Genomic DNA, 12,313 nt, shown 5'->3' with positions numbered 1-12,313 from the left:
CTGGCCGTGCTGGGACTTCTGCAAACGATATTCATCACGGTACTGACACTGGGTATCCTGGTGTCAATTCACGAGTTTGGTCATTTCTGGGTAGCACGTCGCTGCGGTGTCAAAGTGCTGCGTTTTTCTGTGGGCTTTGGCAAGCCGCTGCTCAGTTGGCGCGACAAGTTGGGCACTGAGTACGCCGTAGCGGGAATTCCGCTCGGTGGCTATGTAAAAATGCTGGACGAGCGCGAGGGCGAGGTTCCCGAAGACCAGCGCCACATGGCCTTTAACCGGGCAACGCCGATGAAGCGCATTGCGATTGCTGCTGCCGGCCCCTTAGCGAATTTTATACTGGCCATATTTGTATATTGGCTGGTTTTTCTCAATGGCGTTAGCGGCGTTGCGCCGGTCATTGACCGCGTTGCCCCCGGTTCGCTGGCTGAGCAGGCCGGTCTCATTGAAGGTCAGGAAATTGTCGCTGTTGATGGCGTGGATACCCCTACGTGGGAAACGCTGCAAATGCAGTTGCTGGAGCGCATTGGCGAGAGCGGCGAACTCAGTATCAGCGTGAAAACTGCGGGCTCGAGTCTGCGCTACGAAAACCGCGTTCAGATCGACAAGTGGATGCAAGGCCTGGAAGAGCCGCGCCCTCTGGACGAGTTGGGCGTGACATTGTTTGTGCCTGAATTAGTGCCTGAAATTGGTGAGCTGGTCGCGGGCGGAGCCGCACAGCAAGCGGGTTTGCAGGAGGGCGACATCATCGTTGAGTCCGACGGAAAGGCGGTGTCGACCTGGCAGGATTGGGTGCAAGTTGTTCGCGCCAGCCCCGATAAGGCGCTGTCTTTGCGGGTTAAGCGCGATAACCGCTTGCTAGATCTTGTGATGACGCCGCAGAGAAAGCTTGAAGACAACGGCATGGCTGTCGGTTTTGCTGGGGTAGGGGTTAAGCCACCGCAGTGGCCCGAGAACATGCTCCGTGAGGTGGATTACGGCCCCGTGGCCGCCCTGGTTGCTGCCAGCGAAAAGACGTGGCGCATGAGTGTGTTTACGCTGGAATCGATAAAAAAAATGATCACCGGCTTGTTGTCGCCGAAAAACTTGAGTGGCCCGATAACGATTGCTAAAGTGGCCGGCTCTTCCGCTCAGTACGGCTTTTTTTCGTGGCTGAGTTTTCTGGGCTTGCTGAGTATCAGTTTGGCGGTATTGAACTTGCTGCCAATTCCGATCCTTGATGGCGGACATATTGTCTATGCCGCGATTGAGGGCATTATCGGTCGCCCGGTAACGGAACAAGTGCAGGCATGGGCTAACCAATTGGGTTTGGCGTTGGTGGTGTGTGTCATGTTTTTTGCTTTATATAACGACGTATTGCGCCTCTGATTTTAGGGTTTAGCGATATATTTTACCCAGTGCTCTTGCACCCTCGTTTTGGTGCCGAGCCCTAGCCGTGGTTGCTGGTTTTTGATGAAACGCTTTTTCCTGTACGCATTGTTTTTTTGTTTGGCGAGTCCGCTGGTGTCTGCGCAAACGCGCATCAATGATATCCGCGTTGAGGGTTTGCAACGTATTGCGGCCGAAACGGTGTTTTCGGCGTTGCCGCTCAATGTTGGTGACCTGATTACTCAGCAAGCCGTTGCCCAGTCGTCCCGCGCGCTGTTTGCTACCGGTAATTTCGATGACATCCAGATCGGCGTAGACAAAGACGTTTTGGTTGTCCGGGTAACAGAGCGACCCGCTATCAGTAAAATTAATATCGAAGGTAACAAAGCTCTGGCAACCGATGCCCTGTTAGACGGTTTGAAAGGGGCTGGTCTGGCCGAGGGGCAGGTGTTCAAGCGGGCAACGCTTGAAAATATGCGAATGGAATTGACCCGTCAGTACGTGTCACAGGGTCGTTACGATGCCGGTATTGAAACCGATGTGGTGGCTGAGCCGCGCAACCGGGTGTCGATCTCGATCAATATCGATGAAGGCAGTACCGCGTCGATCAAGCACATCAATATTGTCGGCAACAGTGTTTACGATGATGAAACCCTGCTCGACGAATTTGAGTTAAAGCCCAGTGGCTTCTTCTCTTTCTTCAGCAGCAGCGACAAGTACGCGCGGGAAAAGTTGAAAGGCGACCTGGAAACGCTCAACTCCTACTATCTTGACCGCGGGTATCTACGCTTTAACACCGACTCAATCCAAGTCTCGATCAGCCCTGACCGTAAGTCGGTGTACATCACCGTCAATGTCACCGAGGGTGATAAGTACACCGTCAGCGGCGCTGAGCTATCGGGTGATCTGGTCATTCCCGAGGATGACCTCAAGCGCTTTATTTTAGTACGGGAAGGTCAGGTGTTCTCGCAGGCCTTGGTTACCAGCACTGAAGAGTTTCTTGTCAAACGCCTAGGTAATGAAGGCTATAACTTCGCAAAGGTGCGTGGTATTCCTGAGGTCGATGAAGACGCCGGCACCGTTGCACTGAAATTCTTTATCGATCCGGGTAAGCGCACCTACGTTCGACGGATCAGCTTCGAGGGCAATGAGCGCACCGCCGACGAAGTACTGCGCCGGGAAATGCGTCAGATGGAAGCAGCCCCCGCATCGGCAGACAAAATTGAATTGTCGCGTATTCGCCTGGAGCGCCTGGGTTACTTTAAGGGGGCGAAAGTCGAAACCCTTGAAGTGCCGGGTAGCGACGACCTGATTGACCTGACTTACTCTGTAGAAGAACAGAGCTCCGGCAGTTTGGGTGCCAGTGTTGGTTTCTCGCAAGACAGCGGTCTGTTGCTGAGCGCGAATATCCAGCAGAACAACTTCCTGGGTACCGGTAAACAAGTGGGCTTTGGTGTATCACGCAGTGACTTCCTGACCAGTGCCAGCTTTAACTATCTCGACCCATACTTTACCGAAGATGGCGTTAGCCGCGGTTTCTCGGTGTTCTACCGTGCTACCGACTTCGAAGAGGTCAACGTTGCCAGTTATACCACCGATACTTATGGCACCAGTGTTAACTTTGGTTACCCCATTTCTGAAACCGAGCGTTTAGGGTTTGAACTGGGCTACAACTTAACCTCCATCGAAGCCGGCGTCCGCGCGGTGAAAGAGATTAAAACCAGCCCCCGTATTTTCGATGCCGTGGATAACTACTTTGTCAGCACACGTGACCCCAGTACTGGTCGTTACACGGTTGCTGAAGTTCTCGAGGACATTGCCAATCTGCCTGCTGGTGCCCTAACAGAAAGCGACGAGCCGGGTTTCCTGGATGAATATGGCGATGAGTTTGGCAACTTCACCGCGGGCATTTCGTGGCGCCAGTCAACGCTGAACCGGGGCCTGTTGGCAACGCGGGGTGCTTCGCAGTCTGTGTCGCTGGAAGCGTCAATTCCAGGCTCAGACCTGGAATACTACCGACTCACTTATAACGGCCAGTTGTACGTGCCGATCAGCAATAGTTTTACGCTGCGCTTTAAGACTGAGCTCGGATATGGTGATGGCTACGGTAACCTGGATAAATTGCCTTTCTATGAGCATTTTTATGCAGGGGGGTTCAGCTCGGTTCGGGGATACCGCAGTAATACACTTGGACCGCGCAGCTCGCCAGCCGATGTCTATCGTATTTCGCAGGCGGCAACAGCCATAGACAGTAACGGGAACGCGACGGCGCTGTCGGCTCAAGCCGCCTACGTGCTCGATCCGGCAACCGGGCAGTTGGTGGTAGATACCGCATCCTCGCTGGGGGATGAAGCCGATCCCTTTGGCGGCAATGTGCTGATGGAAGGCAGTATTGAATTGCTGTTCCCACTGCCATTCGTGAAGGATCAGCGCTCCGTTCGCAGTGGTCTGTTCCTCGATGCGGGTAATGTATTCAGCACTAGCTGTAGCTCTACTCAGATCAACTGTTCGTCTCCCAGTGTCGACGAGCTGCGATACTCTGCTGGCTTTGGTGTTACCTGGATCACCGGTTTCGGTCCGCTGACCTTTAGCTTGGGCCGGGCGCTGAATGACGAAAAAATTGACGAGACCGAAATATTCCAATTCTCTCTCGGTCGGACTTTTTAACCTACATAGAATAATGTTTAGGAGTGTTACATGAAGGTAGTTAAATTTGCCGTTTTAATGGTAGCAATGCTGTGGGGTTCCGTTGCCCTGGCTCAGGGGCGCATCGCGGTTTTTGATTTGGAAGCGGCGGTTCTCAATACTGATGTTGCTAAGCAGCGTTTGAACGCCCTGCGCAATCAGAAAGAGTTCAAAAACAACTTGTCAGAGCTTGAGACGGTGCGCAAGGACTACGAAAAGCTCGTGCAAAAACTGCAAAAAGATATTGAGATCATGAGTGCGGAGCAGCGCCAACTGGCCAAGAATCAGATCGATTCAAAACGCTCTGACGGCGAGCACTTGGCTCGTAAGATCGAAGCTGCACAGCAGCAGGAAGTGCAGACCATCATGAAAGAAGTTGGCCCCAAACTTCAGAAGCTGCTGCCCGAAATTATTAAAGAAGAAAACATCGGTTTACTGCTGCCAGCTAAGGCGGTAATGCACGCCGATGCGGGATATAACATTACTGCTAAAGTTGCCGACAAGCTCAATCAGGCAAAATAATGGCTGAGCAAAAGTCTTTGCGCCTTGCTGATTTAGCGGGCTTACTGAAGTTGCCGTACGAAGGAGACGGCAACTTGGTATTGACCGGCATGGCGGCGCTGGACACTGCGAGTTCCTCGCAGCTGAGTTTTCTCGCCAATGCCAAGTACCGCAGTCAGTTGGCTGAGACGGCAGCGGCGGCGGCGATTATTCACCCCGATATGGTCAGCCATGCAAATGACATGCGGCCAGAAATGGCGGTGATTGTATCGGCGAACCCCTATCTTGCCTACGCGGAAGCCAGCGCATTATTCGACCCCCTCGAAAAGCCCCGCGCAGGTATCCATCCCTCTGCCGTTGTTATGTCGGAAAACGTTCACGCCAGTGCCAGTATTGGTGCCAACTGCGTTATCGAAGAAGGCGCGACCATCGGCGAAAATGTGGTGATTAGCGCCGGGACGATAGTGGGGCGGGGTAGTAGCGTGGGTAAATACAGTTACCTTCACGCCAATGTCACTGTCTACCACGGTGTCAGTATCGGTGAGTCCTGTGTTGTCCACTCCGGTGTGGTCATTGGCGGCGACGGGTTTGGCTTTGCGCCTTCTGAGCAGGGCTGGGTGAAAATCCATCAGCTCGGTGGTGTGCGCATTGGCGACCGAGTGGAAGTTGGTGCGAATTCCTGTATTGATCGGGGAGCACTCAACGACACGGTCATTGGCGACGGCGTCATCATGGATGACTTCACCATGATCGCTCACAACGTCGAAGTCGGCGCGGGCACGGCAATGGCAGCCTGTTGCCAGGTTGCGGGCAGCGCCGTTATTGGTAAGAACTGTACCTTGGCGGGCAATATCGGTGTGGTTGGGCATATCCGTATTGCCGATGGCGTTCACCTTACCGCCCGAAGCCTGGTCACAAAATCGATTAGTGAGGCCGGCTCCTATTCCAGTGGTGGCAGTCCTCTAATGCCGTCTGCGCAGTGGCGAAAGAACACTGCCAGACTGTCCAAGCTTGATGATTTGTATCGCCGTGTTCAGGCGATGGAAAAAGAACTGCGAACGCTGCACGAGGAAAGAGATTGAGCATGGTTATGGATATCAACGAGGTTCAGGAATACCTCCCTCACCGCTACCCCTTTTTATTGGTGGATAAAGTCGTTGAGTTGACGCTTGGTGAGTCGATTGTTGCGATTAAAAACGTCACCGGAAATGAAAACCACTTCAATGGCCATTTCCCAGGCCTGCCGATTATGCCAGGCGTGTTGATCATTGAGGCAATGGCGCAGGCAGCGGGTATTCTGGGGTTTAAGACGCTCGACAAAAAGCCCTCCGATGGCTCGATCTACATGTTTGCTGGCGTCGATAACGCGCGTTTCAAGCGACAGGTTGTCCCCGGTGACCAGCTGATCCTGAAAGCTCAGTACGTTTCCGATCGTAAAGGGCTGTGGAAATTTGAGTGTCAGGCTTATGTTGAGGATACACTGGCCTGCTCGGCAACCATTTTATGTATTGATCGGAAGAAGTGATGCCAGGCCATATTGATGCCAGCGCGGAGATCGATCCGCGCGCGATCATTGACCCCACGGCGGTCATTGGCGCGAATGTAAAAATCGGCCCATGGACGATTGTTGGGCCAGACGTTGAGCTGGGCGAAGGCTGCGACGTGCGCTCGCACGTTGTGCTCAAAGGGCCGAGCCGTATCGGCAAGAACAATACGATTTACCAATTTTCCACGGTGGGCGAGGACACGCCAGACCTGAAGTACAAAGGCGAACCGACAGAGCTGATCATCGGTGACAATAACGTGATCCGCGAAGGCGTTACCATTCACCGCGGCACGGTGCAGGACCTGGGTAAGACTGTGATCGGCAGCAACAACTTGTTGATGGCCTATGCGCACGTGGGGCACGACTCGGTGATTGGCGATCATTGCATTATGGTCAACAACGCTGCGTTGGCAGGGCATGTTGTTGTCGGCGATTGGGCGATTCTCAGCGGTTATTCGCTGGTCCATCAATTCTGCTCGATAGGTGCCCATAGTTTTTCCGGGTTCGGTTGTCATATCAGCAAAGACGTTCCTGCCTATGTTACCGTCAGCGGCAGCCCGGCTGAGGCCAAGACCATTAATGTGGAAGGCCTGAAACGCCGTGGTTTCAGCAGCGACGCGATCAGCGCTATTCGTCGCGCATACAAGATCATCTACCGCCAGGGCCTGACCGTCGACGAGGCGCTGAATGCGCTGCAACCGCTGATCGCGGAGCACCCGGAAGTGGAATTGATGGCAGCCTCCCTGAAACAGTCACAGCGCGGTATTGTTCGATAAGCGCTATCAACCAAGGGCCGGTGCGCCGGCATTGATTGCGATATGACTCCTCTCAAAATCGGTTTGATCGCCGGCGAGGCCTCCGGCGATATTCTCGGCGCCGACTTGATACGCGCCATTCGCCAGCGCTTTCCTCAGGCAGAGTTTGAGGGCATCGGCGGCCCCTTGATGATCGCTCAGGGCTTTCATTCTATTTGCGATATGGATCGCCTGTCGGTCATGGGCTTTACCGAGCCCTTGAAGCGCTTGCCGGAGCTGTTGCGTATTCGCCGCCACCTAAAGCGCCACCTTATTGCATGGCAGCCAGATGTGGTGGTGGGTATTGATTCGCCGGACTTTACGCTGAATGTCGAGCGCAGTATGCGCGAGCGCGGTATTCGCACTGTGCATTATGTCAGCCCCTCTGTGTGGGCCTGGCGTCAGGGGCGAATCAAAACCATTGCGAAAGCGGTGGATCATATGCTGACGCTGTTCCCGTTTGAGCAAAGTTTTTACCAAGAGCACGGTGTGCCAGTGAGCTGCGTGGGTCACCCCTTGGCCGATCAAATTCCGTTTGACGATCAGCGTGAAGCCTCGCGGCAATCCCTGTCGATAGAAGGGGATAACCCAGTGGTAGCGCTGTTGCCGGGCAGTCGCGCTGGCGAAGTGTCTCAATTGATTCCCATCTTTTTGGAAACCGCGCAGTGGCTGCGTCGATCGCTTCCCAATATCGAATTTATCGTGCCTGCTGCCAATGCTGACAGGAAGCGCCAGATATTGGATGCTATTGCCCTGCAAACTGCCGACTTGCCGGTGCGCGTGGTGTTGGGTGAGTCTCGTACGGTAATGGCGGCCGCCGACGCGGTATTGATGGCGTCGGGGACAACCAGTTTGGAAGCGCTGCTGCTGCAGCGCCCCATGGTTGTGTGTTATCGCTTTAGTAAAATGAGTTACGCGCTGCTGTCACGTCTGGTCAAAACGCCGTTTTTCTCGCTGCCCAACCTGCTCGCACAGCGGGCATTGGTGCCGGAGTTGTTGCAAGACGAAGTGTCGGCGGAGGTGATAGGGCCGCTGATTCTTGAGCAGTTAAGCGATGAAAATCACCGGGAGACCCTACTGGCTGAGTTTCGGCGCATTCATCAGGACCTGGCGCGCAATGCCAGTGAGCGTGCGGCCAGCGACATTCTCGCCATCGCCGGTGTGCCTAAACAGGAGCCCGCTAATCGTGCAGACTGATGACCTGTTTGCCGATGCACCGGACTACCCGCGACTCACGGCGGGTGTCGACGAGGTGGGCAGGGGGCCGCTGTGCGGCGATGTGGTTGCCGCCGCGGTGGTACTTGACCCGCTGCAGCCGATTGACGGTCTGAACGACTCTAAAAAATTAAGCGAGAAAAAACGCGAAGCCCTGTTTGATATCATCCGCGAACGCGCCCTCAGTTATTGTGTTGCAAGGGCAAGCGTGGAAGAAATTGATCGCTTGAATATTCTGCACGCCAGTCTGCTGGCGATGAAGCGTGCGGTGGAAGGTTTGCGCTACCAGGGCGCCGAGTTAGAGCCCGAATTGGTGCTGGTCGACGGCAATCGGCTGCCGCAGTGGCGCTACCGCGCCGAGGCCGTGGTCAAAGGTGACAGCCGGGTAGCCGCAATTGCCGCCGCCTCGATCCTTGCCAAGGTTGTTCGCGACCGGGAAATGCAAGCGATGGATGCCCAATATCCGGGCTACGGTCTTGCCGGCCACAAAGGCTACCCAACAAAGGCGCATCTCGAGGCGCTGAAACGCCTTGGCGTCAGTCCAATACATCGGCGTAGTTACGCGCCGGTCAGGGCGCTTTTAGAAGAATCCTAAATAAGGTAGCTGATTGCGCTGGGGTAATTGCCGGCGAATCAGCGCAAAGCCAACAGTGTTACAGGCTCCAGGACGCTACGATGTTAAACGAGAAATTTGTCCACTTGCGCGTTCATTCCGAGTACTCCTTGGTGGATGGCCTGGTGCGGGTCAAGGATCTGTGTAAGCACACCGCGGCAATGGGGATGCCAGCGGTTGCGTTGACCGATATCTGTAATTTCTATGCGCTCATCAAATTTCAAAAAGCCGCGCAAGGCAACGGAATCAAACCCATTTACGGTAGCGACCTGTGGGTGCGCGACGACAGCGATCCCGAGCAAATTAGCACGCTGTGTTTGCTGGTGCAGAATGAAACCGGCTACCGGAACTTAACTGAATTAATTTCCCGGGCCTATCTGGAGGGGCAGTGGCAGGGTAAGCCCTATGTTTATCGCAGCTGGATAGAGCAAGCCAATGACGGCCTGATTGCGCTGTCGGCGGGTCGCGACGGTGATGTGGGCCAGCTATTGGTAAACAATAAACTGGAGTTGGCGCGCCAGCGGCTCGATCGCTGGTTGTCAGTATTTGGTGATCGCTATTACCTCGAGCTGCAGCGCACCGGGCGTGCCAATGAAGACGACTATATCCATGCCGCTGTTCAGCTTGCGGCACAGGCGGGGTGCGCGGTAGTTGCCACCAATGATGTGCGTTTCATTCGCAGTGACGAGTTCGAAGCTCACGAGGCGCGGGTGTGTATTCGCGATAGCCGAGTGCTGGACGACCCGCGCCGTCCCCGCAATTACAGCGATGAGCAGTACCTGCGCAGCGCTGAGGAAATGCTTGAGCTGTTTTCCGACATTCCCGAGGCACTGGAGAACAGTGTTGAGATCGCCAGGCGTTGCAACCTGACCGTTAAGCTCGGCACCTACTACCTTCCGGAGTACCCAATTCCGGAGGGAATGACCCAGGAGCAGTTCTTCCGCGAGCTTTGTCACAAGGGCCTCGATGAACGCTTGGATTTCTTGTTTGATCGCAGTGCTGAGGGTTTTGCGGAAACAGAAAAGGAGTACCGCGACAGGCTGGATTTTGAGCTCGATATCATCCTCCAGATGGGCTTCCCGGGTTACTTCCTGATCGTGATGGACTTCATCCAGTGGGCCAAAGATTATGATATCCCCGTTGGTCCAGGGCGGGGCTCCGGGGCGGGCTCGTTGGTTGCCTACGCGCTAAAAATCACCGACCTCGATCCCATTGAGTACGACCTGCTGTTCGAGCGCTTCCTCAACCCCGAGCGGGTTTCCATGCCCGACTTTGATGTTGACTTCTGCATGGAAGGCCGCGACCGGGTTATCAGTTATGTTGCCGATAATTATGGCCGCGATGCGGTTAGTCAGATCATCACCTTTGGCACCATGGCGGCGAAGGCGGTTGTTCGCGATGTGGCGCGGGTGCAGGGCAAGTCCTACGGCCTGGCTGACAAGCTTTCTAAATTGATTCCCTTTGAAGTGGGAATGACGCTGGCAAAAGCGTTGGAGCAAGAGCCGGCCCTCAAGGAGTTTTTAGACAGCGACGAGCAAGCCCAGGAAATCTGGGATATGGCGGTACAGCTGGAAGGGGTCGTGCGCGGTGTTGGTAAACACGCCGGTGGTGTGGTGATTGCCCCCAGTAAGCTCACCGAGTTTGCGCCACTGTTCTGCGACGAGAGTGGCGGCGGCCTGGTAACGCAATTCGACAAGAACGATGTTGAAGATGCCGGGTTGGTCAAGTTTGACTTCCTGGGGCTGCGTACCCTGACCATCATCGACTGGGCCTTGAAGATCATCAATGCTCAGCGCGACAAGATTGGCGAGCAGCCGCTGGATATCATGGCGATTCCGCTGGAGGATAAAAAGACCTTCGACTTGTTGAAGTCAGCGGAAACCACGGCGGTATTCCAGTTGGAATCCCGAGGCATGAAGGAGCTGATTAAGAAGCTGCTACCAGACTGTTTCGAAGATATCATCGCACTGGTGGCATTGTTCCGTCCGGGGCCGCTGCAGTCGGGTATGGTTGATGACTTTATCAACCGTAAGCACGGCCGCGCCGAGTTGGCTTTCCCCCACCCGCAGTACCAGCACGAGTGTCTGCAGCCAATCTTGCAGCCCACCTACGGCATCATCCTGTATCAAGAACAGGTTATGCAGATCGCACAGGAGATGGGTGGCTATACCCTGGGTGGCGCTGACTTGCTGCGGCGGGCAATGGGTAAGAAAAAGCCCGAAGAGATGGAAAAACAGCGCGGCTTGTTCCTTGCCGGTGCTGTCGAGAAGGGTTTTGATAAAGACTTGGCGTCGAATATTTTCGACCTCATGGAGAAGTTCGCTGGCTACGGCTTTAACAAGTCGCACTCCGCTGCCTATGCCTTGGTTTCCTATCAAACCGCGTGGCTGAAAACGCATTACCCAGCGCCCTTCATGGCGGCGGTGATGAGTTCGGAACTGGATAACACCGACAAAATCGTTATCTTCATCGAAGAATGCCGCGAGATGAAGTTGGACTATAAGCTGCCCTCGGTCAATGAGGGTGAGTATATGTTCACCGTCAATGATCGCGGCCAGATTGTCTACGGCCTCGGCGCGATCAAGGGCCTGGGCGAAGGCCCGGTGGAGAGCATTATTGCCGCGCGCAACAGCGGTGGTCCCTTTAAAAACCTGTTCGATTTCTGCGAGCGCACTGATCCCCGAAAAGTCAACAAACGGGCGATTGAGGCGCTTATTCGCAGCGGCGCCTTCGACGACCTGGGCGAGGACCGGGCCGTACTGATGGCTGCTATGCCGGAGGCTGTGCAGGTTGCTGAGCAAGCGGCGCGCAACGTCGAGAGCGGTATGGTCGACCTGTTCGGCGACACCCTGTCGGTTGAGAATCGCGATGTCTACGCCGCGTTTCGCGATGCCAGGCGCTGGACGACCAAAGAGCGATTACAGGGCGAGAAAGATACCCTGGGGCTGTATGTTACCGGGCACCCGATTGACGATTACGAGGCAGAGCTCAGGCGCTTCGTGCCGCGCCGCATCGTCGACCTGAATCCGGAAAAGCACCCGCAGACGGTTGCCGGGTTGGCGGTCAATATGCGCACCATGAAAAACAAGCGCGGCGATACCATGGCGTTTTTGCTGCTCGATGACCGCAGTGCTCGCATTGAGGTTGCCTTGTTCTCGGATGTCTACGAGGAGTGCCGCGAAAAGCTGGTCAAAGATGCGGTGCTGGTTGTCGAGGGCGTGTGCAGTTTTGACGAATACAGCGGCGGCAAGAAAATGCGCGTGAAGTCACTGCGCAGCCTGGCGGAGGCGCGAGAGCACCACGCGAAGGAATTGGAAATTGCCCTGACTGCCGAGCACAGCAGCAGTGAACAATTGCAGCGGGTAAAATCAGCCTTGAGTGCGGTGCGCGGTGGCAGTTGTCCAGTGGTGATCCGCTATAGCCGGCCTGAAGGGGAAGGGCTGTTGCGGTTGGGGTCGGAATGGCGAATTCTGCCTCAGGAGGATATGTTAATCCGCTTGCGCGAAGACTGTGGAGCAAATAACGTGGTGATCAAATACGATTAACGTATAATCACCGCCATGAATGGTCCCATATTGAAAAATGATAAAATAT

9 protein-coding genes are annotated in these 12,313 nt (G+C 54.9%); all 9 read left to right on the top strand.

Annotated features, from left to right (window positions below):
• The first annotated feature begins 6 nt into the window (after positions 1-6).
• The 9 genes from rseP (at position 7) to dnaE (ending at position 12,264) form a co-directional block, all read left to right on the top strand.
• Positions 7-1,365 (top strand): sigma E protease regulator RseP, encoded by a 1,359-nt coding sequence (gene rseP, locus B3K78_RS13635; protein WP_349676122.1) that lies wholly within the window; start codon positions 7-9, stop codon positions 1,363-1,365.
• Between the two features lie 84 nt (positions 1,366-1,449).
• A complete protein-coding gene (gene bamA, locus B3K78_RS13630; protein ID WP_286695870.1) occupies positions 1,450-4,032 on the top strand; it encodes an outer membrane protein assembly factor BamA in 2,583 nt (860 codons plus the stop codon).
• 30 nt (positions 4,033-4,062) lie between these two features.
• Positions 4,063-4,572 carry an OmpH/Skp family outer membrane protein gene (locus B3K78_RS13625; protein ID WP_027873616.1) on the top strand — a complete coding sequence of 170 codons (510 nt, stop codon included), beginning with the start codon at positions 4,063-4,065 and terminating at the stop codon, positions 4,570-4,572.
• A complete protein-coding gene (gene lpxD / locus B3K78_RS13620) occupies positions 4,572-5,633 on the top strand; it encodes a UDP-3-O-(3-hydroxymyristoyl)glucosamine N-acyltransferase (protein ID WP_204995935.1) in 1,062 nt (353 codons plus the stop codon). Before B3K78_RS13625 ends, lpxD begins: the two co-directional genes overlap by 1 nt.
• Before the next feature lie 2 nt (positions 5,634-5,635).
• Positions 5,636-6,076: a 3-hydroxyacyl-ACP dehydratase FabZ gene (gene fabZ / locus B3K78_RS13615; RefSeq protein ID WP_027873618.1), complete on the top strand. Its 441-nt coding sequence runs from the start codon at positions 5,636-5,638 to the stop codon at positions 6,074-6,076.
• Positions 6,076-6,873 (top strand): acyl-ACP--UDP-N-acetylglucosamine O-acyltransferase, encoded by a 798-nt coding sequence (lpxA, locus tag B3K78_RS13610; protein ID WP_286695869.1) that lies wholly within the window; start codon positions 6,076-6,078, stop codon positions 6,871-6,873. Before fabZ ends, lpxA begins: the two co-directional genes overlap by 1 nt.
• Positions 6,874-6,915: 42 nt before the next feature.
• The gene (gene lpxB, locus B3K78_RS13605; RefSeq protein ID WP_286695868.1) at positions 6,916-8,088 is read left to right on the top strand and encodes a lipid-A-disaccharide synthase; all 1,173 of its coding nucleotides are present in this window, start codon (positions 6,916-6,918) and stop codon (positions 8,086-8,088) included.
• Positions 8,075-8,701 (top strand): ribonuclease HII, encoded by a 627-nt coding sequence (rnhB, locus tag B3K78_RS13600; RefSeq protein ID WP_286696201.1) that lies wholly within the window; start codon positions 8,075-8,077, stop codon positions 8,699-8,701. Before lpxB ends, rnhB begins: the two co-directional genes overlap by 14 nt.
• Before the next feature lie 80 nt (positions 8,702-8,781).
• On the top strand, positions 8,782-12,264 hold the full coding sequence (gene dnaE, locus B3K78_RS13595; RefSeq protein WP_286695867.1) for a DNA polymerase III subunit alpha: 3,483 nt from the start codon (positions 8,782-8,784) through the stop codon (positions 12,262-12,264).
• Positions 12,265-12,313 lie beyond the last annotated feature (49 nt).

Origin of the sequence: Spongiibacter sp. UBA1325 (assembly GCF_002306875.1) — a bacterium.
In the GTDB taxonomy this organism is placed as follows: Bacteria; Pseudomonadota; Gammaproteobacteria; order Pseudomonadales; family Spongiibacteraceae; genus Spongiibacter; species Spongiibacter marinus.
Note: the sequence above shows the minus strand (reverse complement) of the source record. Positions and strands in the feature narration are given on the sequence as shown.

What these genes read in the sequence shown, in the direction of transcription:
- bamA (WP_286695870.1), top strand. Translation starts at nt 1,450, where the DNA reads ATGAAACGCTTTTTCCTGTACGCATTGTTTTTTTGTTTGGCGAGTCCG.
- B3K78_RS13625 (WP_027873616.1), top strand. Translation starts at nt 4,063, where the DNA reads ATGAAGGTAGTTAAATTTGCCGTTTTAATGGTAGCAATGCTGTGGGGT.
- lpxD (WP_204995935.1), top strand. Translation starts at nt 4,572, where the DNA reads ATGGCTGAGCAAAAGTCTTTGCGCCTTGCTGATTTAGCGGGCTTACTG.
- fabZ (WP_027873618.1), top strand. Translation starts at nt 5,636, where the DNA reads ATGGTTATGGATATCAACGAGGTTCAGGAATACCTCCCTCACCGCTAC.
- lpxA (WP_286695869.1), top strand. Translation starts at nt 6,076, where the DNA reads ATGCCAGGCCATATTGATGCCAGCGCGGAGATCGATCCGCGCGCGATC.
- lpxB (WP_286695868.1), top strand. Translation starts at nt 6,916, where the DNA reads ATGACTCCTCTCAAAATCGGTTTGATCGCCGGCGAGGCCTCCGGCGAT.
- dnaE (WP_286695867.1), top strand. Translation starts at nt 8,782, where the DNA reads ATGTTAAACGAGAAATTTGTCCACTTGCGCGTTCATTCCGAGTACTCC.